This is a genomic window from Micromonospora okii, assembly GCF_020884795.1.
In the GTDB taxonomy this organism is placed as follows: domain Bacteria; phylum Actinomycetota; class Actinomycetes; order Mycobacteriales; family Micromonosporaceae; genus Micromonospora; species Micromonospora okii.
The window spans coordinates 53532-75196 of the sequence record NZ_BBZF01000018.1 but is presented as its reverse complement, the minus strand read 5'-3'; the positions used below and the strand labels follow the sequence as shown (position 1 = coordinate 75196).

At 74.0% G+C, this 21665-nt stretch carries 18 protein-coding genes, 1 pseudogene and 1 riboswitch; of the genes and pseudogenes, 8 read left to right on the top strand and 11 right to left on the bottom strand.

Translation table 11 applies throughout. The annotated features are described in order from the left end of the window. Positions 1-66 precede the first annotated feature (66 nt). A riboswitch (guanidine-III (ykkC-III) riboswitch) is annotated at positions 67-137 on the top strand. A 57-nt stretch (positions 138-194) separates the two neighbouring features. The 3 genes from LPU43_RS15660 to LPU43_RS15650 all read left to right on the top strand — a co-directional run bounded on the left by LPU43_RS15660 (position 195) and on the right by LPU43_RS15650 (position 2200). Beyond that, positions 195-509 (top strand): DMT family transporter, encoded by a 315-nt coding sequence (locus LPU43_RS15660; protein ID WP_229401170.1) that lies wholly within the window; start codon positions 195-197, stop codon positions 507-509. A 627-nt stretch (positions 510-1136) separates the two neighbouring features. After that, positions 1137-1733: a hypothetical protein gene (locus tag LPU43_RS15655; protein WP_229401169.1), complete on the top strand. Its 597-nt coding sequence runs from the start codon at positions 1137-1139 to the stop codon at positions 1731-1733. A 221-nt stretch (positions 1734-1954) separates the two neighbouring features. Beyond that, positions 1955-2200, top strand: coding sequence for a hypothetical protein (locus LPU43_RS15650; protein ID WP_229401392.1), 246 nt, complete (start codon positions 1955-1957; stop codon positions 2198-2200). A gap of 76 nt (positions 2201-2276) precedes the next feature. Here LPU43_RS15650 and LPU43_RS15645 read toward each other — a convergent pair whose 3' ends face one another. After that, the gene (locus LPU43_RS15645; protein WP_229401168.1) at positions 2277-4757 is read right to left on the bottom strand and encodes a DNA translocase FtsK; all 2481 of its coding nucleotides are present in this window, start codon (positions 4755-4757) and stop codon (positions 2277-2279) included. 112 nt (positions 4758-4869) lie between these two features. Between LPU43_RS15645 and LPU43_RS15640 the strand changes: the two genes are divergently transcribed. The 3 genes from LPU43_RS15640 (at position 4870) to LPU43_RS15630 (ending at position 7981) form a co-directional block, all read left to right on the top strand. Then, positions 4870-5346 carry a type III secretion system chaperone family protein gene (locus LPU43_RS15640; RefSeq protein ID WP_229401167.1) on the top strand — a complete coding sequence of 159 codons (477 nt, stop codon included), beginning with the start codon at positions 4870-4872 and terminating at the stop codon, positions 5344-5346. Then, a complete protein-coding gene (locus LPU43_RS15635; RefSeq protein WP_229401166.1) occupies positions 5343-7070 on the top strand; it encodes a type III secretion system chaperone family protein in 1728 nt (575 codons plus the stop codon). The genes LPU43_RS15640 and LPU43_RS15635 overlap by 4 nt, the downstream gene beginning before the upstream one ends. 77 nt (positions 7071-7147) lie before the next feature. Beyond that, complete coding sequence (locus LPU43_RS15630; RefSeq protein ID WP_229401165.1) at positions 7148-7981, top strand: isocitrate lyase/PEP mutase family protein; 834 nt, start codon at positions 7148-7150, stop codon at positions 7979-7981. A gap of 131 nt (positions 7982-8112) precedes the next feature. On the opposite strand, the gene LPU43_RS15625 is transcribed toward LPU43_RS15630, so the two are convergent. The 5 genes and pseudogenes from LPU43_RS15625 to LPU43_RS15605 all read right to left on the bottom strand — a co-directional run bounded on the left by LPU43_RS15625 (position 8113) and on the right by LPU43_RS15605 (position 13980). Beyond that, positions 8113-9801, bottom strand: coding sequence for a ribonuclease J (locus LPU43_RS15625; protein ID WP_229401164.1), 1689 nt, complete (start codon positions 9799-9801; stop codon positions 8113-8115). 52 nt (positions 9802-9853) lie between these two features. Then, positions 9854-10780: a 4-hydroxy-tetrahydrodipicolinate synthase gene (gene dapA, locus LPU43_RS15620; RefSeq protein ID WP_229401163.1), complete on the bottom strand. Its 927-nt coding sequence runs from the start codon at positions 10778-10780 to the stop codon at positions 9854-9856. Between the two features lie 52 nt (positions 10781-10832). Then, entirely contained in the window at positions 10833-11570 is a 738-nt protein-coding gene (gene thyX, locus LPU43_RS15615; RefSeq protein WP_229401391.1) for an FAD-dependent thymidylate synthase, read from the bottom strand. A 566-nt stretch (positions 11571-12136) separates the two neighbouring features. Continuing rightward, positions 12137-12754: pseudogene (locus LPU43_RS15610) on the bottom strand (DUF2752 domain-containing protein). Then, a complete protein-coding gene (locus tag LPU43_RS15605; protein ID WP_229401161.1) occupies positions 12751-13980 on the bottom strand; it encodes a winged helix-turn-helix domain-containing protein in 1230 nt (409 codons plus the stop codon). The pseudogene LPU43_RS15610 and the gene LPU43_RS15605 overlap by 4 nt, the downstream one beginning before the upstream one ends. Before the next feature lie 79 nt (positions 13981-14059). Between LPU43_RS15605 and LPU43_RS15600 the strand changes: the two genes are divergently transcribed. Further along, a complete protein-coding gene (locus tag LPU43_RS15600; RefSeq protein ID WP_229401160.1) occupies positions 14060-14611 on the top strand; it encodes a GNAT family N-acetyltransferase in 552 nt (183 codons plus the stop codon). Here LPU43_RS15600 and LPU43_RS15595 read toward each other — a convergent pair. After that, positions 14587-15777, bottom strand: coding sequence for a glycosyltransferase family 87 protein (locus LPU43_RS15595; RefSeq protein ID WP_306416144.1), 1191 nt, complete (start codon positions 15775-15777; stop codon positions 14587-14589). The two genes, LPU43_RS15600 and LPU43_RS15595, sit on opposite strands and share 25 nt — an antisense overlap. Before the next feature lie 35 nt (positions 15778-15812). Between LPU43_RS15595 and LPU43_RS15590 the strand changes: the two genes are divergently transcribed. Further along, the gene (locus tag LPU43_RS15590) at positions 15813-16373 is read left to right on the top strand and encodes a GNAT family N-acetyltransferase (RefSeq protein ID WP_229401159.1); all 561 of its coding nucleotides are present in this window, start codon (positions 15813-15815) and stop codon (positions 16371-16373) included. On the opposite strand, the gene LPU43_RS15585 is transcribed toward LPU43_RS15590, so the two are convergent. The 4 genes from LPU43_RS15585 to LPU43_RS15570 form a co-directional block, all read right to left on the bottom strand. Next, complete coding sequence (locus tag LPU43_RS15585) at positions 16339-16869, bottom strand: GNAT family N-acetyltransferase (protein WP_229401158.1); 531 nt, start codon at positions 16867-16869, stop codon at positions 16339-16341. The two genes, LPU43_RS15590 and LPU43_RS15585, sit on opposite strands and share 35 nt — an antisense overlap. A gap of 73 nt (positions 16870-16942) precedes the next feature. Further along, positions 16943-17716, bottom strand: coding sequence for a 4-hydroxy-tetrahydrodipicolinate reductase (gene dapB / locus LPU43_RS15580; RefSeq protein WP_229401157.1), 774 nt, complete (start codon positions 17714-17716; stop codon positions 16943-16945). 62 nt (positions 17717-17778) lie between these two features. After that, complete coding sequence (locus tag LPU43_RS15575; RefSeq protein ID WP_229401156.1) at positions 17779-19194, bottom strand: M16 family metallopeptidase; 1416 nt, start codon at positions 19192-19194, stop codon at positions 17779-17781. 52 nt (positions 19195-19246) lie between these two features. After that, positions 19247-21628 (bottom strand): polyribonucleotide nucleotidyltransferase, encoded by a 2382-nt coding sequence (locus LPU43_RS15570; RefSeq protein WP_229401155.1) that lies wholly within the window; start codon positions 21626-21628, stop codon positions 19247-19249. Positions 21629-21665 lie beyond the last annotated feature (37 nt).

Here is a 21665-nt window from a genome sequence, read left to right as displayed (position 1 = left end):
ACTTCAGGTCAACCCGACGTGGCCCGTCTCACCTCTGCCCTGGTCACGCGGGTGTTAGGTTCGACGCTGGCGGCCCGGTGGTTGCGGGTCGCCCCGGACGAGGGTGGGCGTACCCGGTCAGGCCAAGACGCCCGCGAGCCGTTTCCACTCGTCCCGGCCCCGATGGGGCCGGCAGCCCTCAGAGGTGACGTCGCATGGCCTGGATCGTCCTCGTGCTCTCCGGATTCCTCGAAACGGTGTGGGCGATCGCCCTCGACCGCAGCGCCGGCTTCCGCCGCCCCCTGCCCACGGCCGTCTTCGCCGTCGCTCTGGTGCTGAGCATGGCCGGCCTCGGGTACGCGCTGCGGCAGATCCCGGTCGGCACCGGGTACGTGGTCTGGGTCGGCATCGGCGCGGTGGGCACCGCCCTGGTCGGCATGGTGGCGCTGCACGAGCCGGCGACCCTGCCCCGGATCACCTGCCTGCTGCTGATCGTCGCGGGGGTCGTCGGCCTAAAGGTCTTCCACTGACGCGGACACCCGGTCGAGGCCCGGATGCCGGGATGCCCGATGTCGGTGTCGGGATGCCCGATATTGGGATGTCAGTGTCGCGATGCCCGATATCAGGTTGCCGGGACGCCGGGAGGCGAGGGCGCGGCCGGCGGGAGGCGACTCCATGGCGGCGCTCCCGCCGGCCAGCGACTCCATGTCGGCGACATGGGTGCATTGGCGGGACGTAGACACCGCCATGTCGCCGACACGGAGCCGATCAAGCATTTCCGAGACCGGCATACTCGCGTTTGATGCCGATCTGACCGTTTAGCGCCTGATGGCCGGAGTGACGGATTCACTCCCGTCCCCCGCCCCGGCGGGGTGTGACCGGCGGCATCGTGGGGCCGGAATCGTCGCGGGCCCGGGGTCGTTACACATGGCGTACGACCGAGTAGCGCAGTGCCTCTGACCTGCGCCGACGCCCCCGCCCCGGGTTGCCGCTTGGGAATGACGGTGGGTGGCCGGTCGTTACACATGGTCCCCGGGCCGCGAGCCGGCCGGGTCGAGATCTTCCCCCTTCTGACTTTCTCGGGCGCCGTGCGTGGTGCTCACACCCGCCTGACTGATCCCCTGGGTGGGTGTCGAACCCCCGAATGGAGCTTTGTCATGAACACGATGCTGCGTAAGAGCGTGCTGGGTATCGCTGGTCTGGCCTTCGCCGGTGGTGTGTTCGCCGGCCCGGCCACCGCCGAGGCCGCCCCGACGACGGCCCATGCCAAGCCCGTCGCGTCCGTGATGCAGGCCGACAAGCCCGCCGTCGACATGGGCAAGCTGATTCCGCACGGTGTGCAGGGTGAGCAGTCGCGCATCGACCTTGACGACGAGCAGACGGCGAACGTGAAGGCGATCATCGCCGCCACGAAGAAGGCCGGCATGGACGAGCGCGCCGCCGTCATCTCGATCGGCACCGCGTTGCAGGAGTCGAAGCTGGAGAACCTGGGTCACCTGGGTGACCGCAACGACCACGACTCGCAGGGCCTGTTCCAGCAGCGCCCGTCGTCGGGCTGGGGCAGCGTGGAGCAGATCACCGACCCCGAGTACGCGACCATGGCGTTCCTGAAGGGCCTCAAGCAGGTCGACGGCTGGCAGGACATGCCCCTGACCGAGGCCGCCCAGACGGTGCAGGTGTCGGCGTACCCCGACCACTACGCCCAGTGGGAGCAGCAGGCCGCCGACCTCGTCGCCCAGCACTGGAACAGCTAAGACCCACCCGCACCACCCCGCCTACCGGCCGGACCCCGACCCACGGGGCCCGGCCGGTTGGCGTGTTAGCAGGGGACCCTTCCTATACAGAAAGCGTTAACAAGGGGCCCCTCCTTACAACGGGCCCCGCACCGCCCGGGGGCGCTACGAGGCGTGGCGGGCGACCACAGTGGGTAGAGATCGGCCGACCGCACCACGAGGCTCTCAACATGGAGGACGTCATGGCCGACATGCACAGCACCGCCCGCCCGCGCAGCAACGCCGCCCGGATCTGCACGATCCTCGGCTTCGTCTTCGCCGTCGTCGCGGTGTTCCTGGCACCCGTGATCTTCGGCGTGATCGGCGTCATCCTCGGCATCGTCGGCGCGGTCCTGGGCGACAAGCCGCTCGGCTGGTACGCCGCCGCCGCGAGCGTTGCCGGCACGATCCTCGGCATCGTGCTCGCCGCCATCATCCTCAACGCCTGACCCCCGACCACGACGAAGGCCCGCCGGAGCTCCGGCGGGCCTTCGTCGTGCAGGCGCTGGGTCGTACGGGAGGCCGTCAGTCGCCGTCGCCGCGCAGGCCGGCCAGGACCTCCTCCAGCTCGTCCGGCTTGACCAGCACGTCGCGGGCCTTGGAGCCCTCCGACGGGCCGACCACGCCCCGGGTCTCCATGAGGTCCATCAGCCGCCCCGCCTTGGCGAAGCCGACCCGCAGCTTGCGCTGGAGCATCGACGTCGAGCCGAACTGCGAGGTGACCACCAGCTCGATCGCCTGCACCAGCAGGTCCAGGTCGTCGCCGATGTCCTCGTCGATTTTCTTCTTGCCGTCCTGCGCCGGGGTGAGCACGTCCGGGCGGAACTCCGGCTCGCGCTGCTCCTTGCAGAACTTCACCACGTCGGCGATCTCGCCCTCGGTGACCCAGGCCCCCTGGATGCGGACCGGCTTCGACGCGCCCATCGGCAGGAACAGGCCGTCGCCCCGGCCGAGCAGTTTCTCCGCCCCCGGCTGGTCGAGGATGACCCGCGAGTCGGCCAGCGACGAGGTGGCGAACGCCAGCCGGGACGGCACGTTCGCCTTGATCAAACCGGTGACCACGTCGACCGAGGGACGCTGGGTGGCCAGCACCAGGTGGATGCCGGCGGCCCGGGCGAGCTGGGTGATCCGGACGACCGAGTCCTCCACGTCGCGCGGCGCGACCATCATCAGGTCGGCCAGCTCGTCCACGATCACCAGCAGGTACGGGTACGGCCGCATCTCCCGCTCACTGCCCGGCGGGGCCGTGATCTCCCCGTTGCGCACCTTGCGGTTGAAGTCGTCGATGTGCCGGACCCCGTTGGCGGCGAGGTCGTCGTAGCGCATGTCCATCTCGCGGACGACCCACTCCAGCGAGTCGGCCGCCTTCTTCGCGTTGGTCACGATCGGGGTGACCAGGTGCGGGATGCCCTCGTAGCTGGTCATCTCGACGCGCTTCGGGTCGATCAGCAGCAGGCGCACCTCGTCCGGGGTGGCGCGGGTGAGGATCGAGACCAGCAGGGTGTTGAGGCAGGAGGACTTCCCCGCCCCGGTGGCCCCCGCCACGAGAATGTGCGGCATCTTCGCGAGGTTGGCGACCACGAAGCCGCCCTCGATGTCCTTGCCGAGGCCGACCAGCATCGGGTGGTGGTCGCTGGTGGCCGCCCGGGAGCGCAGCACGTCGCCCAGGGCCACGTTCTCGGGGTCGGTGTTCGGGATCTCCACGCCTACCGCGCTCTTGCCCGGGATCGGGCTGAGGATGCGCACGTCGGGGGACTTCACCGCGTACGCGATGTTGCGGGAGAGCTGGGTGATCCGCTCGACCTTGACGCCCGGGCCCAGCTCGACCTCGTAGCGGGTGACCGTGGGGCCCCGGGTGAAGCCGGTGACCTCCGCGTCGACGCCGAACTGGTCGAACACGCCGGTCAGCGCGGCGATCACCTCGTCGTTGGCCTTGCTGCGGGTCTTCGGCGCGGCCCCGCCGCTGAGCAGGTTGGCCGGCGGCAGCGTGTAGTCGCCGGCCAGCCCGGTGAGCGCGAGCTGCTCGGCGCGGGTGGGCGCGGGCGAGTGCTCCGGCGGGTCGACCGGCTTGCGGGTGGCGGGCACCTTCGCCGGGGGCTTGCGGGGCAGGACGACGGTCTCCTGGAGGTCGACCTCGTACGCCTCCTCGGCGAAGTCGTCCGGCTCCGGCAGCGGCGGCGGCGCGGGGGCGCGCTTGGCGGGGCGACGGCGGGCCGGCTTCTTCTCGACCACCTCCACCACCTCGTCCTCCGCCTCCGGCGGCGTGCCGGTCACGGCACCGGCGAGCAGCCCGAGGCGCTCCGGGATCTTGTTGATCGGGGTGGCGGTGACCACCAGCAGGCCGAAGACCAGCAGCAGGAGCAGCAGCGGCACGGCCACCCAGGCGGTGACGGCGGTCTCCAGCACGTTGCCGACGCCCGCACCGACCAGGCCCCCGGCGTAGTCACGCTGGACCGAGTCCACCGGGTCCTGTCCGATGTGCAGCATCGCGGCCGTGGCGACCAGCATGGACCCCCAGCCCACCAGGCCCCGCCCCCGGTGCTCCGGGTCGCCGGGCGTGCGCATCAACCGCCACGCGCCGATGCCGAGCAGCACCGGAACGACGATCGAGATGGCCCCGAGGAAGAGCCGGACGGTGTCGGCGAGCCGGGCCCCCACCGGGCCCGCGCCGGCGAACCAGATCGCCACCGCGCTGAGCAGCGCCAGGCCGAGCAGCAGCAGGCCGGCGCCGTCGCGGCGGTGCTCCGGGTCGAGGTCGCGGGCCGAGGCGGCCTGCCGACCGGCGGCCCGCACCGTCCAGCCGACGCCGCTGGCCAACCCGATCCACACCGCGCCGATCGCCCGGCCCACGGAGGCGCTGCGGCTCGGCCGGGCGGCGGTGCGCCGCCGGGGCACGGCCTTCGTGGCCTTGGTGGTCTTCTTCGCCGGCTGACGGCCACGACTGTTCGTGGTGCCGCGCGGCGACGCGCCGCGTCGCCGGCTCGCCTGAGAGGTACGGCCCGCCATAGAGTCACCGTAACGGCGGAACCCGGTGGATCGCCGCTTTTCCGGGTCGTGTCCGCGCGTCGCAGCACGGACGACGCCACCTGTTGTGTTATTCGCCTCAGAAGGGATGCCCATGGCGTCGCCGGAGATCGAGGACGGCCACGGCCCCCTGGCCGGGTATCCCGGGGCGCTGCGCCCGTTGACCGGCGAGCTGATCGCCGCCGTGCTCGGCAGCCGGGGGTACGCCGTCTCGGTCGACGAGCGGGGCCGGCTGCTCGGCCGCTGGGAGGACAGTCTCGTGTGGTTCCTGCGCGCGGGCGCGGCCGGCGAGATCCTCCAGGTGCGCACCGTCGCCGCGCCGACCTTCCCCATCGAGCGGGTGCCGATGCTGCACGCGTTCTGCAACTCGTGGAACCACGACCGGTACTGGCCGAAGGCGTTCGTGCACGTCGACGACGACGGGCGGGCCCTGGTCTGCGGCGAGGTGATCGCCGACCTGGAGCGCGGGGTGACCCCGCACCAGCTCGACCAGTTGCTCGACTGTGGCATCTCCACCGGTTGCCAGCTCGCCGCCGCCGTCGGCCAGCTTCCGGGCGGGACGCGGCCGTGACCGGGCAGCCGCGAGCATGGGACGGCCCGCTCGGAGAGGGTGACCGACCCGACTCCGTCTCGACCGTCGCCGAGTTGGAGCGGATCGTCGCCGACGCCGACGCGGCCGGCGATCCCGGGGCCGGGCTGACCGCCCGGTTCGCGCTGGTGGAGGCGTACCTGCGGCGGGGCGAGCGGTGGCGGCTGGTCGAACCGGTCCGCCGCTGCCGGGAACTCCTCGACGCCGTGCCCGGGCCGACCGGGGAGCGGGCCGCCGAGCTGCGCCGCTACCAGCGCCTCGCGGTGGAGGCGGTGTTCGCCACCCCCCGCGTCGGGCTGGACCAGGCCCGCGCGGCGCTGGACGAACTGGCCCGCCGCGACGGACCGGGAGACGCGCCGGGTGATGTGAGAGACGTGCCGGGCGACGCGGGCGAGGGGCCGGGCGAGGCGGGCGACTGGCCGGGCGACGCCGGCGACGGGCCGAGCGACCTGGTGGCCGAGCTGCGCTGCCGGCTCGCCGACCACCTCGGCGACGAGCCGGCCGCCCGCCGCTGGTACGACCGCTGGCGCACCGCCCCCGCCGACCCGGCCGCCGGCTGCCCGGAATGCGCGCCGTCGCGCCGCGCCGAGCTGCTGGCCGGCTGGGGCGACTGGGCGGCGGCGCTGGCCGAGCTGCGCCCGTTCCTCGCCGAGCCGCCGGTGCGGGCCGACGCGGCAGGGCGGGAGGCCGGGGCGGCGGCGTACTGCACGGACCAGCCCGAGCGGGCGCTGGCCGGGGCGCTGGTGCCGCTGCTGCGCGCCAGCGACCCGGAGCGGGCCGCGCGGGCGCACGTCGAGGCGTACCGGCGGCACCGGCGGGAGCGGGCCGCGTTCCCGTACCTGGCCGCGCACCTGCGGTTCTGCGCGCTGGGCGGGCACCTGGACCGGGGGCTGGACATCCTCGCCGAGCAGGTGCCCCGGCTGAGCCACCCGGCCGACGACATGGCGACGATGGAGTTCGCCGCGGCCGGGGCGCTGCTGTGCGCCCTCGCCACCGAGGCCGGGCGGGGCGACCGGCGGATGCCCGGACCGGGCCCCGCCGGCCGGCCGGGCGAGGGCGTCGACGTGGCCGGGCTCGGCGGGCTGCTAGCCGAGCTGGCTACCGGGCTCGCGGGCAGCTTCGACGCCCGCAACGGCACGGGGCACCAGTCCGGGCGGATCGCCGCCCGGCTGGCCGAACGGCCGATCAGCGCCCCGGCCCCGCTGCCCGCTGAGGAGCCGGACGGTGAGGAGTCGGCCGGCGACGGCGGGGACGGCGGGGACGGCGGGGATGGCGGTGGAGCGGGCGGGTCGGCCGGGGACGAGCCGGGGGCGCTGACCATCGCCCTGGTCACGGCCGCCCTGGACCGGCGCGGGGACACCTGGATGGTGCGGGCCGGCGGGGCCGTTGTCGGGCGGTGGGATCCGGCGGTGATCGAGTTCCGGCAGGCCGGGCAGCGGGGCGAGATCCTGCACGTACGGGTGCTGGCCACCCGGCGCCTGCCGGCGGAACGGCGCGCCGAGGCGTACGCGTTCTGCAACGCCTGGAACCACGACCGGCTGCTGCCCAAGGCGTACGCGCACGACGACGGCGGGGAGCTGGTGCTGGCCGGCGACGTCACCACCGACCTGGCCCATGGGGTGGCCCCGGCGCAACTCGACGTGCTGGTCACCGCGGCGGTCGCCACCGGCGTCGCGTACGCGGAGGCGGTCGCCGCGCTGCCCTGACCGGGTGGGGCCGCGGCCCACGAACGAGGTCCGAAACCCGCCGGACGATCTCCTCCCGCCCTGGTGGAATGGGGCCCATGACGACGACGCACCAACAGCACGCCGCCCAACTCCTGCACTCCCTGCACCGCCCCGGCTCCCCGCTCGTGCTGCCCAACGCCTGGGACGCCGCCAGCGCCCGGATCGTGGCCGACTGCGGCGCGGCGGCGGTCGCCACCACCAGCGCCGGGGTCTCGTGGAGCCTGGGCTCGCCGGACGGCGAGGAGGTGGACCGGGACCGCGCCCTGGCGGTGGTCGCCCGCGTCGCCGCCGCCGTCACCGTCCCGGTCACCGCGGACATCGAGGGCGGGTACGCCGCCGACCCGGCCGGGGTCGCCCGCACCGTGGCCGCCGTGCTGACCGCCGGCGCGGTGGGCGTCAACATCGAGGACGGCACGCCGGCCGGGGCGACGGCGTTGCGCCCGGTGGACGAGCAGTGCGCCCGCATCCGGGCGGCCCGGCAGGCGGCGGACGAGGCGGGCGTGCGGCTCTTCGTCAACGTCCGCACCGACGTGTTCCTGCTGGCGGTCGGTGACCCGGCGGACCGGCTGGCGGAGTCGCTGCGCCGGGCGGCGGCCTACCGGGCGGCGGGCGCGGACGGCGTCTTCGTGCCGGGCGTCGTCGACGCCGAGACCATCGGCGCGCTGGTCGCCGGGATCGACGGCCCCGTCAACGTGCTCGCCGGGCCGGGCGCGCCCGGCGTGGCCGCCCTGGCCGAGCTGGGGGTGGCCCGGGTCAGCCTCGGCTCGGCGCTGGTCAGGGCCGCCTACGGGCTGGTCCGCCGCGCCGCCACGGAGGCGCTGCGCTCCGGGTCGTACGACTCGCTGGCCGACGGGATCGGCTACGACGAGCTGAACGCGCTGCTGGCCTGAGCGGGCGGCCCGACCCGCGAGAAGGTCGCCGGGCGACGGCACCGGGCGGCACGTCGGCCCGGAGAGACCCGCCGGATACGCGGCGACGCCCGCCGGCACAGGGGTGCGGGCGGGCGTCGCGGCGGCGCGGGTCAGACCTCGACGACCGTGGGGACGATCATCGGACGGCGGCGGTACGCGTCGTTGACCCAGCGGCCGACCGTCCGCCGGACGATCTGCTGGAGCTGGTGCGGGTCGGTGATGCCGTCGGCGGCGGCCCGGTTCAGCGCCTCGGTGACCAGCGGGATCACCGGGTTGAACGCCTCCGGGTCCTCCGAGAAGCCCTTCGCCGACAGGGTCGGCCCGCCGACCACCTTGCCGGTGACGGAGTCCACCACCACGGTGGTGGCGATGAAGCCGCCGTCGCCGAGGATCCGCCGCTCGGTGAGCAGGGACTCGCTGACGTCGCCCACGGCCAGGCCGTCGACGTAGACGTACCGGCTCTTGACGTGGCCGACCAGGCTGGCGCGGCCCTCGACCAGGTCGACGACGTCGCCGTCCTCGCAGAGCACCACCCGGTCGGGGGCGACGCCGGACTCGATGCCGAGCCGGGCGTGCGCCCGCAGGTGCCGCCACTCGCCGTGCACCGGCATCAGGTTGCTCGGGCGGGTCACGTTGAGCAGGTAGAGCAGCTCACCGGCGGGGGCGTGGCCGGAGACGTGCACCTTCGCCACGTCCTTGTGCACGACCACCGCGCCGGCCCGGGCCAGCCGGTTGATCACCCGGTAGACCGAGGTCTCGTTGCCGGGCACCAGGGAGGAGGCCAGCACCACCGTGTCGCCGGGGGCGATGGTGATGTGTCGGTGGTCGCCGCTGGCCATCCGGCCCAGGGCGCTCATCGGCTCGCCCTGCGAGCCGGTGGACATCAGCACGATCTGCTCGGGCGGCAGGTTGGTGGCCTCCTCGATGCCGACCACCAGTCCGGCCGGGATGTTGAGCAGGCCGAGGTCCCGGGCGATGCCCATGTTGCGGACCATCGAACGGCCGATCAGCGCCACCTTGCGGCCGTGCTCGACGGCCGAGTCGAAGACCTGCTGCACCCGGTGCACGTGCGAGGCGAACGACGCGACGATGATCCGCCCCGTCGCCTTCGCGAAGATCGAGTCGAGCACCGGCCCGATCTCCCGCTCGGGGGTGACGAAGCCGGGGATCTCGGCGTTCGTGGAGTCCGACAGCAGCAGGTCGACGCCCTCGGCGCCGAGCCGGGCGAAGCCGGCCAGGTCGGTGATCCGGCCGTCCAGCGGGAGCTGGTCCATCTTGAAGTCGCCGGTGTGCAGCACCAGGCCGGCGGGGGTGCGGATGGCCACCGCCAGGGCGTCCGGAATCGAGTGGTTGACCGCGAAGAACTCGCACTCGAAGGGGCCGAGCCGCTCCCGGCCGCCCTCCCGCACGGTCAGCGTGTACGGCTGGATGCGCCGCTCGGCCAGCTTCGCCTCGACCAGGGCGAGGGTGAACTGCGAGCCGACCAGCGGGATGTCCGGCTTGTGGGCGAGCAGGTACGGCACCGCGCCGATGTGGTCCTCGTGGCCGTGGGTGAGCACGATCGCCTGCACGTCGGCCAGCCGGTCCAGGATCGGCCCGAAGTCGGGCAGGATCAGGTCCACGCCGGGCTGCTCGACGTCGGGGAAGAGCACCCCGCAGTCGACGATCAGCAGCTTGCCGTCGTACTCGAAGACGGTCATGTTCCGACCGATGGCGCCGAGCCCGCCGAGCGGGATGATCCGCAGGCCGCCCTCCGGCAGCGGCGGGGGCAGTTCCCCCTCGAAGTGCGCCTCGGTCACGCGTCCACCTCATTCCGCGACGCCGTAACCCGGCGTCCGTCGTGTCGTTCGATCATTCGGGGAGCTCCAGGCCCGCCGCCGCGCAGTCCGCGCGGAGCTGGGCGATCTCGTCGTCGGTGGCGTCCACCAGCGGGGACCGCACCGGGCCGGCCGGCAGGCCCTTGGCCGCCAGGCCCGCCTTCACCAGGATGGTGCCCTGGGTGCGGAAGATGCCGGTGAACAGGGGCAGCAGCCGCCGGTGCAGGGCGAGCGCGGTGCCGGGGTCGCCCGCCTCGTACGCCTCGATCATCCGCGCCACCAGCGCGCCGGTGAAGTGGGTCGAGGTGCCGACCAGGCCGACGCAGCCGACCGCCAGCGCGGACAGGGTGAGCGAGTCCTCGCCGCTGTAGTAGGCCAGCTCGGTGCGGCTGGTCACCCACGAGGAGGCGGTGAGGTCACCCTTGGCATCCTTGACCGCGACGATCCGGCTGTGCTCGGCGAGCCGCACCATGGTCTCGGTGGCGATCGGCACCCCCGAGCGGTGCGGGATGTCGTAGAGCATGACCGGCAGCCCGGTGGCGTCCGCCACGGCGGTGAAGTGCCGGATCAGCCCGCTCTGCGGCGGCTTGTTGTAGTACGGCGTCACCACGAGCAGGCCGTGCGCGCCGGCCTTCTCGGCCGCCTCGGCCAACTCGATGGTGTGCCGGGTGTCGTTGGTGCCGACCCCGGCGACCACCTTGGCCCGGTCGCCGACCGCCTCCACCACGGCCCGGATCAGGCGCTCCTTCTCCGCGTCGGTGGTGGTGGGCGACTCGCCGGTGGTGCCGTTGAGCACGAGCGCGTCGTTGCCCTGCTCGTCGACGAGGTGGTTCGCGAGCCGTACGGCCCCGTCGAGGTCGAGGGAGCCGTCGGCGGCGAACGGGGTCACCATGGCCGTGAGCAGTCGGCCGAAAGGACGGGAAACCGCCCGGTCGGCGGCAACAGGGTGGTCGTGCGTCATGTTCACAACCTAGCGGACGACCACCGGGGGGCCGGCGGGGAAGGGTTCGTACTCACTCGTCGTGCGGGGTGGCCGCAACCTCCGTGCCGTCCGGCAGGGTGGAGACGACGAAGTCGGAGAAGACGCTGGGGGCGACCCCCTGCAACTGGCGCAGGCACTCGATCGCCAGCTCGCGGATCTCCACGTCGGCCTGCTCCGTGGCGCGCATCGCGATGAAGTGCCGCCAGGCCCGGTAGTTGCCGGTGACCACGATGCGGGTCTCGGTGGCGTTGGGCAGCACCGCGCGGGCCGCCTGCCGGGCCTGCTTGCGGCGCAGCGTGGGGTTGGGCTCGTCGGCGAAGCGCTCTTCGAGACCCTCCAGCAGCTCCGTGTACGCCCGCACGCTCGCCTCGGTGGCCTCGACGAACCGCTTGTGCAGCTCCGGGTCGTCGGCGATCACCCGGGGCTCGACCATGGCCGCGTCCCGCTCGGGGACGTAGCGCTGGGAGAGCTGGGAGTAGGAGAAGTGCCGGTGCCGGATCAGCTCGTGGGTGAGGGAGCGGGAGATGCCGGTGAGGTAGAAGCTCACCGAGCCGTGCTCCAGCACCGACAGGTGCCCGACCTCCAGGATGTGCGCCAGGTACCCGGCGTTCGTGGCGGTGGCCGGGTTCGGCTTCTTCCAGCTCTGGTAGCAGGCCCGGCCGGCGAACTCGGCGAGCGCCTGGCCCCCGTCGGCGTCGGTCGACCACGGCACGTCGTCCGGGGCCTGGAACTGGGTCCACGCGATCAGCTTGACCTGGGGCTGCACCATCTCCGGCATTCCTTGGACTGTAGTGGTCCCCCGCGGCCGCGCCCAAGCCAGGCTCGCCCGGTGCAACGTCGGTCACCCGCCCGGCCCACCGGAACACCGCCGTCGAGGACGCCGTTGCCGGGCGCGGCTGGCAGTGCTGCCGCTGGCCCCTTTGGAGCTGAGTCGTTTCCACCATCGCGTCAGTTCCCGCCCCGCCACGACCCGCAACCCGCAACTTATGAAAGGCGACCAGCGACCCGCGACGGGCGGCCCGCGACGGGCGGCCCGCAAGCGTCGACTCCCGAGCGGCGACCGACGACCCGCGACTCCCCGAGCGACGACCGACGACCGACGGCCCGCGAGCGACGACCGACGACCTGCGCGGCGCGACGGCGCGCGCGGCGAGCACGACGGCCACCCACCGGCGAGGGCATCACAGCACGTCACGGGAAGCACCACGGCCCACCACCGATAGCGCGAACGACTCAGCTCCAAAGGGCCCAGGGACAGCGCCGTCGGGCCGTCCCTGACGGGACCGGCCGGGTGGCCGGATGGCGGGCCGAGGGTCGACGGGCCAGAGGGCGGGGTCAGACGTAGAGGGAGGTGAAGGGGGCCCAGGGCAGGTTGCGGACGACCGAGAAGACCGCCCAGAGGGCCAGGAAACCGCCGATCATCTTCGAGCTGATCTCCGGCATCGGCAGCCGCCACCCGAACGCCTGCTTCCCGGCCCAGGCGACGAAGAGGTACGCCAGGAGGGGCAGCACGAAGACGAAGAGGAAGTGGTGCCGGGCGGCGGCCGGCAGGTCACCGTGCAGCACGTACCACAGGGCGCGGGTGCCGCCGCAACCCGGACAGTCCAGCCCGGTGGTGAGCTTCAGCAGGCAGCTCGGCGCGGCGTCGGGCGCGGCCCGGGTCGGGTCGCTGAGCAGCGCGTACGCCACACCGAGGCCGACGCAGCCGAGCGCGGCCAGGGGCACCGCCCAGCGCGGCGAGCGGGCGTGGACCCGCATGACGAAGCGGGTGAGCCGGTCCGGCTCCGCCATCGGGTACGCCCCCGGCGGCCACTCGCCCGCCGCCGCCGGCCCCTGCGGAGCCGGCTGCCCCGGGTGCTGGTGCTGCCGGTCCGGCTGCCCCGGGTCCGGCTGGTGCGGGTGCTGGTGCTGCTGCGTACCGGGCGGGCCGTCAACGCTCGTCACGCCGCTCACGGTACACCCGCCACGCCGCGCAGCGCCCCGGACAGCGGGCCGGCGAGGTTGCCGGCGGCGGGCGGGGCGACCGCGTCCAGCCCGAGCCAGCCGGCCAGCCGGTACAGCTCGGCGGCCAGGGCGAGCGCCGTCTCCCCCGGCTCGGCCCCCGGCTCCAGCCAGGCGGCCGGGACCAGCAGCACGCCCGCCTTCCGGTCGGCCTTCAGGTCGACCCGGGCGGTGAACCGCTCGCCCTGCAGGAACGGCAGCACGTAGTAGCCGTACACCCGCTGCGGGGCCGGGACGTAGATCTCGATGCGGTAGGCCAGCTCGAACAGCCGCTCGGCGCGGCCCCGCTCCCAGACCAGCGGGTCGAACGGGCTGACCAGCGTGTTGGCCCGCACCCGGCGGGGCAGCCGGGCGGCGGCGTGCAGCCAGGCCGGGTGCCGCCAGCCCCGCACGGTCACCGGGGTGAGCTCGCCCGCCTCGGTCAGCTCGGCGATGGCCCGCCGCGCGCCGGCCGCCGGAAGCCGGAAGTAGTCGCGCAGCTCGGGCTCGGCGGCCACCCCGAGCGAGCGGGCGGCGACCGACACCAGCGCCCGGTGCGCCTCGGCCTCGGTCGGGGTGGGCGCGCCCAGCACGGCCGCCGGCAGCACCCGCTCGGGCAGGTCGTAGCGGCGGGCGAAGGAGGTGGTGCGGTCGGCGGCGGCCACCTCGCCGGCCCAGAACAGGAACTCCAGGGCCTTCTTCACGGCCGACCAGTTCCACCCCCAGTTGCCGGTCTCCCGGGGTGCGTCGTGCTCGATCTCGGCGGCCGTCAGCGGCCCCCGGGCGGCCACCTCGTCGCGGACCCAGGCGACCAGGCCCGGCTGCTCGGCGGCGATGCGACGCATCCCGCCCCAGGCGTCGTCGCGCGCCCGGGCCATCCGCCAGCGCAGCGCCGGGTGCAGCCCGACCGGGACCAGGGACGCCTCGTGCCCCCAGTACTCGAACAGCTCCCTCGGGCGGCGGTAGGCCGCGCCGTCGAGCAGGGTCGTCGGGTACGGCCCGAGCCGGCTGTAGAGCGGCAGGTAGTGGGCGCGTTGAAGCACGTTCACCGAGTCCATCTGGATCAGCCCGACCCGGTCGAGGGCGCGACGCAGGTGCCGGCGGGTGGGCACGCCCACAGGCGCGGGGTCGGTGAAGCCCTGGGCGGCCAGGGCCACCCGGCGGGCCTGGGCGAGCGAGAGCGATTCCGGTGCGGCCATCGTCCGGCACCCTAAACCAGCGGTACGACACCGGTGCGGCTCGCTGGACGACGCGCCCGGCGGGGCATAGAACGGACCCATGCTGATCATCCGCCCCGAGGAACCCGACGACGCCGAGGCGGTCGCCCGGGTGCACGTGCACGGCTGGCAGGACGGCTACGCGGGGATCATGCCGGAGGAGGTGCTGACCCGGCTCAACGTGGCGGCCTGGGCGCAGCGCCGCCGGGACACCGGCACGGCCGACCCGGAGCACCCGTTCACCACCCTGCTCGCCGAGCGGGGCGGAGCGGTCGTCGGGTTCACCACCTTCGGGCCGTACCGGAACAACCAGGACCGGGGCGACCTGGACGACTCTCTCGGCGAGGTGCTCGCCATGTACGTGGAGAAGGCGCACTGGGGGGACGGCACGAGCGGGCGGCTGCTGGCGGCGGCGCGGGAGCGGCTGGCCGGGCGGGGCTGGACGGCGTACCGGCTGTGGGTGCTCCAGGACAACCGGCGGGCCCGGCGCTTCTACGAGCGGGCCGGGCTGTCCCCGGACGGCGAGCAGACCACCTACCGGGTGCCGCTGGCCGGCGGCGCTCCCCCGCTCGGCCTGGCCGAGCTGCGCTACGCGGGGCGGCTCGACGGCTGAGCCGCCCACCACCGCACGGGCAGGAACAGCAGCAGGGCCAGGCTGATCCAGACGTAGGTGTTGCTGCCGAGAAAGCCGTCGACGCCGGTGAAGTCCTTCTCCCAGGCCCAGACGATCCGGCTGGTCAGCAGGCCGTACCCGACGATCGCGGCGGCCAGCAGCAGGCGGCGCCGGCCGCTGCGGGCGGGGGCCGCCATGCCGTTGTCGACCAGCAGGATCAGCCCCGGCAGCAGCCAGACCAGGTGGTGCACCCAGGTGACGGGGCTGACCAGGCACATCACCGCGCCGGTCAGGGCCAGGCCGGTCGCCTCGTCGCCGGCCGCCGCGGCGGCCCGGGACCGCCACGCCCACGCCGCGAGGGTCGCCAGCACCAGTGCCGCCCAGGCCAGGGTGCTGGGGTGCTCGGGGTTCAGCCGCGCCACCACGCCGCGCAGCGACTGGTTGGAGACGAAGGCCAGCTCGCCGACCCGGCCGGTGTTCCACAACGCCGAGGTCCAGAACTCGCGGGACGCGTCGGGGAAGAGGGCGGCGGCGACCAGCGTCGTCCCGGCTGCGGTGCCGACGGCGGTCAGCGCCGCCCGCCAGCGGCCGGTGACCAGCAGGTAGACCACGAAGATGCCCGGGGTCAGCTTGATCGCCGTGGCCAGGCCGATGCCCACGCCGGCCCACCGGTTCCCCGCCGGCAGCAGCCGCAGCAGGTCCACCGCGACCAGGAAGAGCAGCAGCATGTTGACCTGGCCGAAGTTGACCGTCTCGCGCATCGGCTCGAAGGCGGCGGCCAGGCAGACCGCCACGGCGAGGGCGAACCACCGGGTCCAGCCGGCGCGGCGGGCGATCGGGTCGACCAGCCACCAGAGCAGCACCACGCTCACCGCCACGGACGCGGTCACGCTCACCACGATCGCCGCCGGCCACGGCAGCGCCGCCATGGGCAGCATCACCAGGGCGGCGAACGGCGGGTAGGTGAAGCCGTACTGGGTGCCGGGCTTGAGGAAGTCGTAGATCTCCCCGCCGTCGTGCACCCAGAAGTTCAGCGCGCCGTAGTAGACCTTCAGGTCGAAGAAGCCGTGTCGCACGGCCGCCACCGACAGGAACGCGGTGACCGCGACGGCGAGCCCGACGACGGCGACGACCTGTCCGATCGTCCTTCTGGCACCCTGCGCCACCGTCGCTCCCCCCACCCTGCGTAGGCTTCGGTCCCATGGCTCTCGGGTACGTCCGCCCGGCGCGTCCGGAAGACGCCGGCGAGATCGCACGAATCCAGCTCGCGACCTGGCGGGTCGCCTATCGCCGGATCCTGCCCCGGCACGTGCTCGACAACCTGGACGAGGAGTATCTCGCCCGGGGGTGGAGCGCTGCGGTGCAGGAGCCGCCCTCGGGCGCGCACCGGGTGCTGGTCGCCGTCGAGCAGGCCGAGCAATCGTATCTGGTGGGGTTCGCCGCCTCCGGGCCGGTCGACGCCGAGGCGCTCGCCCCGAACGAGCCGGCCGAGGCGCTCGGGCCCGACGTGGTGGCCGTGACGGACCTGCTGGTCGAGCCCCGCTGGGGCCGGCGCGGGCACGGCAGCCGGCTCCTCGCGGCGAGCGTCGACCTGTGGCGGGAGGACGGGTTCGCCCGCGCGGTCGCGTGGGCGTTCGACGGCGACGCCGCGACCCGGAAGTTCCTCACCGCCGCCGGCTGGGAGGCCGACGGCGCGGCCCGCGCCCTCGACGTGGACGACATGCTGGTCAACCAGCTCCGCCTGCACGTCGCGCTCCCCTGAGCGCGGCTCCGCCGTCCCGCCGCCCTTCGACGGGAAGCTCGGTCACCAGCTCGCCGTCGTCCGTCTCGCCCGTCGGGGTGAAGCCGAGCCGGGAGTAGAGGGCCGCGGCGGCGGTGTTGGCCGGGTGGTACGACAGGCGGACGGCGGTGCAGCCGGGCTGGGCGGCCAACCAGGTGGCGAGGGTGGTCACCGTGGCCGCGCCCACGCCCCGGCCCTGCTCGGCGGCGTCGACGACCATCCCGCCGATCCAGCGGGAGCCGTCGTCGTCGACTCCCCACATGACGTGGCCGACCACGGCCTCGTCGGCGTACACGGCCAGCGAGGTCCAGACGTCGCCGCGTGCGCTGAGCAGCAGGTAGCGGGCCGCCATCGGGTAGACCCAGGCGCGCTGGTCGTCGCGGGGCACCACGTCGGCGACGGCCCGCCAGTTGTCGTCGTCGACGGGGCGCAGGGTGACACGCCGCCCGGCCCGGTCGCGGAGGTTCGAGTCGATCATCACCGCGAGCCTAGGGCCGGGCGGCCGACCGGGCGACCGCTTTCCGCGGGGCCGCCCGGCGCCGGGCCCCGGATCAGTCGAGCAGCGGGTCCAGGCCGACGGTCAGGCCGGGGCGGGTGCGCACCGCGCGGACCGCGAGCAGGACGCCGGGCATGAACGACACCCGGTCGTACGAGTCGTGCCGGATCGTCAGCGTCTCGCCGGTGGTGCCGAAGAGCACCTCCTGGTGGGCGACGAGGCCGGTGGCGCGGACGGCGTGCACGCGTACCCCGTCGATGTCGGCCCCCCGCGCGCCCGGCACCTCGTCGGCGGTGGCGTCGGGCACCGGGCCGAGGCCGGCGTCGGCGCGGGCCGCCGCGATCCGCCGGGCGGTGTGGGTGGCGGTGCCGCTGGGGGCGTCCAGCTTGCGCGGGTGGTGCTGCTCGACGATCTCGACGGACTCGAAGTGCCGGGCCGCCCGCTCCGCGAACTGCATCATCAGCACCGCGCCGATGCCGAAGTTCGGGGCGATCACCACACCGACCTGCGGCTTCTCCGCCAGCCAGCCGCGCACCCGCTCGACCCGCTCCTCGGTGAAGCCGGTGGTGCCGACGACGACGCTGATCCCCGCCTCGACGCACCGGCGCAGGTTCTCCATGACGGCGTCGGGGGTGGTGAAGTCGACGACCACCTCGGCCCCGGCGTCGGCGACGGCGGAGAGGTCGTCGCCCTGGTCGACCGTCGCCACCAGCTCCAGGTCGGGGGCCGCGCCGACCGCCTTGCACACCTCGGCGCCCATCCGGCCCCGCGCGCCCAGCACACCGACCCGGATCGGCCGCCCGGCGTTCTTCTCCCGCTCGTCAGTCACGGGCCACAACCTATCCCAGTCGGGCCGGCCGGCCGGCGCGGAGCCCCGGGGACGCGCGATGGTCAGCCGGAGAAGTCGCCCTCGCCGAACGGGCCGACGACCGCCAGGGACGTCGGCTGGGCCAGCAGCTCGGCGGCGAGGGTGTTCACGTCGTCCACGGTCACCGCGTCGACGCGGGCCAGCAGCTCGTCGACCGGCATCAGGTCGCCGTAGAGCAGCTCCCCCTTGGCCAGCCGGCTCATCCGGGAGCCGGTGTCCTCCAGGCCGAGCACGAACGAGCCCTTGCTCATCCCCTTGCCCCGGGCCACCTCGGTCTCGGTCAGCCCGTCGGCGGCCACCCGGGACAGCTCGGCCCGGGTCAGGTCCAGCACCTCGTCCAGCTTGCCCGGTGCGCAGCCGGCGTAGACGGCGAAGAGGCCGCTGTCGGCGTACTGGCTGGCGTAGGAGTAGACCGAGTAGGCCAGGCCCCGCCGCTCGCGGATCTCCTGGAACAGCCGGCTGGACATCCCGCCGCCGAGGACGTTGTTGAGCACCCCGAGGGCGAAGCGCCGCTCGTCGGTGCGGTCGATGCCGGGGCAGCCGAGGATGACGTGCGCCTGCTCGGTCTCCTTCGGCTCGACCAGGGTGGTGGCCGGCCGGAGGCGTACCGCCGGGGTGGCCGCCCGGGGCGGAGCCGGCGCGGCCGGGTCGACGTCCAGCGGGGTGCCCGCGAGGGCCTGGCGGACCAGCTTGACCACCGCGGCGTGGTCGAGGTTGCCGGCGGCGGCGATCACGATGCGCGGCGGGGCGTAGTGGCGGCGGTAGAAGCTCTGGATCTGCCGCCGGGTCATCGGGGTGACCGTCTCCTCCGTGCCGGAGATCAGCCGGCCGAGGGGGTGGTCGCCGTAGACGGCGCGGGCGAAGAGGTCGTGCACCTCGTCGCCGGGCTCGTCGTCGTGCATGGCGATCTCTTCGAGGATGACGCCGCGCTCGGTCTCCACGTCGGCCGGCTCCAGCAGCGAGTCGGCGACGGCGTCGCACATGACGTCGATCGCCAGCGGCAGGTCCTCGTCCAGCACGCGGGCGTAGTAGCAGGTGTATTCCTTCGTGGTGAAGGCGTTGGTCTCGCCGCCCACCGCCTCGATCTCGGCGGAGATCTCCAGCGCGGTGCGCTTGTGGGTGCCCTTGAAGAGCAGGTGCTCCAGGAAGTGCGCGGCGCCGGCCTGCGGGCCGGTCTCGTCGCGGGAGCCGACGGAGACCCAGACGCCGAACGAGACGCTGCGCATCGCCGGGATCGCCTCGGTGAGCACGCGCAGCCCGCTGGGCAGCACGGTACGGCGTACCGTGCCGCCCAGCGGGTCGTCGCTCAGCGTGCGGGTGACCGCCCGGGTCGGCCCGCCGGCCCGCCCCGGGTTGGACCCGGTGGCGTGCCGGACGGCCCCGGGCGGGGCCACCCCCCGTCGAGTCGCAGGAGAGGACGCGCGCTGGGCCCGACTCACGGAGACCTGCTTCCAGTTCGACGAGGGGTGGGTGGTGCGGGGGGGGTACGGGTCAGCTGTGCCGGGTCCGGCGGCGCGGGCGCTCGCCGCCCTCGCCACCCTCGCCGCCGCCCTGGCCGCGCTCGCCGCCGCCCGGGCCACGGCCGCCCCGGTCGCCGCGCTCGCGGTCACCGCGGTCGCGCGGACCCCGGTCGCCGCCCCGGCCGGCCGGACGCTCGTCGCCGGCGACCTCGCCCGTCGCGGCCGGCGCCTCGGCGCCCTCCGGACGGACCTTGTCCAGGTAGATCTTGCCGCGGGCGTCGATGTCCGCGATCTCGACCTCGACCTTGTCGCCGACGTTGAGGAAGTCCTCGACCTTCTCGACCCGCTTGCCGTCGCCCACCTTGGAGATGTGCAGCAGGCCGTCGCGACCCGGCAGCAGCGACACGAACGCGCCGAACGCGGCGGTCTTGACCACCGTGCCGAGGAACTTGTCGCCCATCTTCGGCAGCGTCGGGTTGGCGATCGCGTTGATCCGCTCGACGGCGGCCTGGGCCGACGGCCCGTTGGTCGCGCCGACGTAGATCGTGCCGTCGTCCTCGATGGAGATCTCGGCGCCGGTCTCGTCCTGGATGGCGTTGATGGTCTGGCCCTTCGGGCCGATCACCATGCCGATCTTGTCGACGGGGATCTTCACCGTGGTGACGCGCGGGGCGTAGTCCGACATCGTGGCCGGGGCCTCGATCGCCGACTGCATCACGTCGAGGATGGTCTGCCGGGCCTCGTGCGCCTGCTGGAGCGCGGCGGCCAGCACGTCCGACGGGATGCCGTCGAGCTTGGTGTCGAGCTGGAGCGCGGTGACGAAGTCCCGCGTGCCGGCGACCTTGAAGTCCATGTCGCCGAACGCGTCCTCGGCGCCGAGGATGTCGGTCAGCGTCACGTACCGGGTCTTGCCCTCGACCTCGTCGGAGATGAGGCCCATGGCGATGCCGGCCACCGGCGCCTTCAGCGGCACACCGGCCGACAGCAGGCCCAGCGTCGAGGCGCAGACCGAGCCCATCGAGGTGGAGCCGTTGGAGCCGAGCGCCTCGGAGACCTGCCGGATGGCGTACGGGAACTCCTCGCGCGACGGCAGCACCGGGATCAGCGCCCGCTCGGCCAGCGCGCCGTGGCCGATCTCGCGCCGCTTCGGCGAGCCGACCCGGCCGGTCTCACCGGTGGAGTACGGCGGGAAGTTGTAGTTGTGCATGTAGCGCTTGGACTTCTCCGGGGAGAGGGTGTCCAGCGACTGCTCCATGCGCAGCATGTTCAGCGTGGTGACGCCCAGGATCTGGGTCTCGCCGCGCTCGAACAGCGCCGAGCCGTGCACCCGGGGCAGGACGCCGACCTCGGCGCTCAGCGCGCGGATGTCGCGCGGGCCCCGGCCGTCGATGCGGACCTGCTCGCGCAGCACCCGGTTGCGGACCTCGGACTTGGTCAGCGACCGGAAGGCGGCGGAGAGCTCCTTCTCCCGGCCCTCGAAGCGCCCGCCCAGCTCCTCGGCGACCTTGGCCTTGATCCGGTCCAGGGCCTCCTCGCGGTCGGCCTTGCCGGCGATCTTCAGGGCCTCGGTGACCTCGGCGCGGGCCACGTCGGCCACCGCGTCGTACGCGTCGTCCTGGTAGTCCAGGAAGACCGGGAACTCGGCGACCGGCTTCGCGGCGACCTCGGCCAGCTCGCTCTGCGCCCGGCACAGCTCGCGGATGGCCGGCTTGGCGGCCTCCAGGCCGCTGGCGACGACCTCCTCGGTCGGGGCGGGGGCGCCGCCCGCGACCAGGGCCACGGTGTGCTCGGTGGCCTCGGCCTCGACCATCATGATCGCGACGTCGCCGTCGGCGAGGGCGCGGCCGGCCACGACCATGTCGAAGGTGGCGCGGGCCAGCTCCTCGTGGGTCGGGAAGGCCACCCACTGGCCGTCGACGTGGGCCATCCGGGTCGCCCCGATCGGGCCGGAGAACGGCAAGCCGGAGAGCTTCGTCGACATCGAGGCGGCGTTGATCGCCACCACGTCGTACGGGTGCTGCGGGTCGAGCGCGAGGATGGTCTCGACGACCTGGACCTCGTTGCGCAGGCCCTTGACGAACGACGGGCGCAGCGGCCGGTCGATCAGCCGGCAGGTGAGGATCGCGTCCTCGCTGGGGCGACCCTCGCGGCGGAAGAACGAGCCGGGGATGCGGCCCGCGGCGTACATCCGCTCCTCGACGTCGACGGTCAGCGGGAAGAAGTCGAACTGCTCCTTCGGGTGCTTGCCGGCGGTGGTGGCGGAGAGGACGACCGTCTCGCCGAGCTGGGCGACGACGGAGCCGGCGGCCTGACGGGCCAGCCGGCCGGTGGAGAAGGTGATCTCCCGGGTGCCGAACGACCCGTTGTCGATCACGGCGGTGCGGGACTCGGTGCCGAGGTTCTGCTCGGTCATGGTGCGGTGGTGCTCCTTAGCGTCGGGGGGCCCACGA

Bases quoted from the DNA above. Each gene is read 5' to 3' on its own strand.
- LPU43_RS15660 (WP_229401170.1), top strand. From the start codon at position 195: ATGGCCTGGATCGTCCTCGTGCTCTCCGGATTCCTCGAAACGGTGTGG.
- LPU43_RS15655 (WP_229401169.1), top strand. From the start codon at position 1,137: ATGAACACGATGCTGCGTAAGAGCGTGCTGGGTATCGCTGGTCTGGCC.
- LPU43_RS15650 (WP_229401392.1), top strand. From the start codon at position 1,955: ATGGCCGACATGCACAGCACCGCCCGCCCGCGCAGCAACGCCGCCCGG.
- LPU43_RS15645 (WP_229401168.1), bottom strand. From the start codon at position 4,757: ATGGCGGGCCGTACCTCTCAGGCGAGCCGGCGACGCGGCGCGTCGCCG.
- LPU43_RS15640 (WP_229401167.1), top strand. From the start codon at position 4,870: ATGGCGTCGCCGGAGATCGAGGACGGCCACGGCCCCCTGGCCGGGTAT.
- LPU43_RS15630 (WP_229401165.1), top strand. From the start codon at position 7,148: ATGACGACGACGCACCAACAGCACGCCGCCCAACTCCTGCACTCCCTG.
- dapA (WP_229401163.1), bottom strand. From the start codon at position 10,780: ATGACGCACGACCACCCTGTTGCCGCCGACCGGGCGGTTTCCCGTCCT.
- thyX (WP_229401391.1), bottom strand. From the start codon at position 11,570: ATGGTGCAGCCCCAGGTCAAGCTGATCGCGTGGACCCAGTTCCAGGCC.
- LPU43_RS15605 (WP_229401161.1), bottom strand. From the start codon at position 13,980: ATGGCCGCACCGGAATCGCTCTCGCTCGCCCAGGCCCGCCGGGTGGCC.
- LPU43_RS15600 (WP_229401160.1), top strand. From the start codon at position 14,060: ATGCTGATCATCCGCCCCGAGGAACCCGACGACGCCGAGGCGGTCGCC.
- LPU43_RS15590 (WP_229401159.1), top strand. From the start codon at position 15,813: ATGGCTCTCGGGTACGTCCGCCCGGCGCGTCCGGAAGACGCCGGCGAG.
- LPU43_RS15585 (WP_229401158.1), bottom strand. From the start codon at position 16,869: ATGATCGACTCGAACCTCCGCGACCGGGCCGGGCGGCGTGTCACCCTG.
- LPU43_RS15570 (WP_229401155.1), bottom strand. From the start codon at position 21,628: ATGACCGAGCAGAACCTCGGCACCGAGTCCCGCACCGCCGTGATCGAC.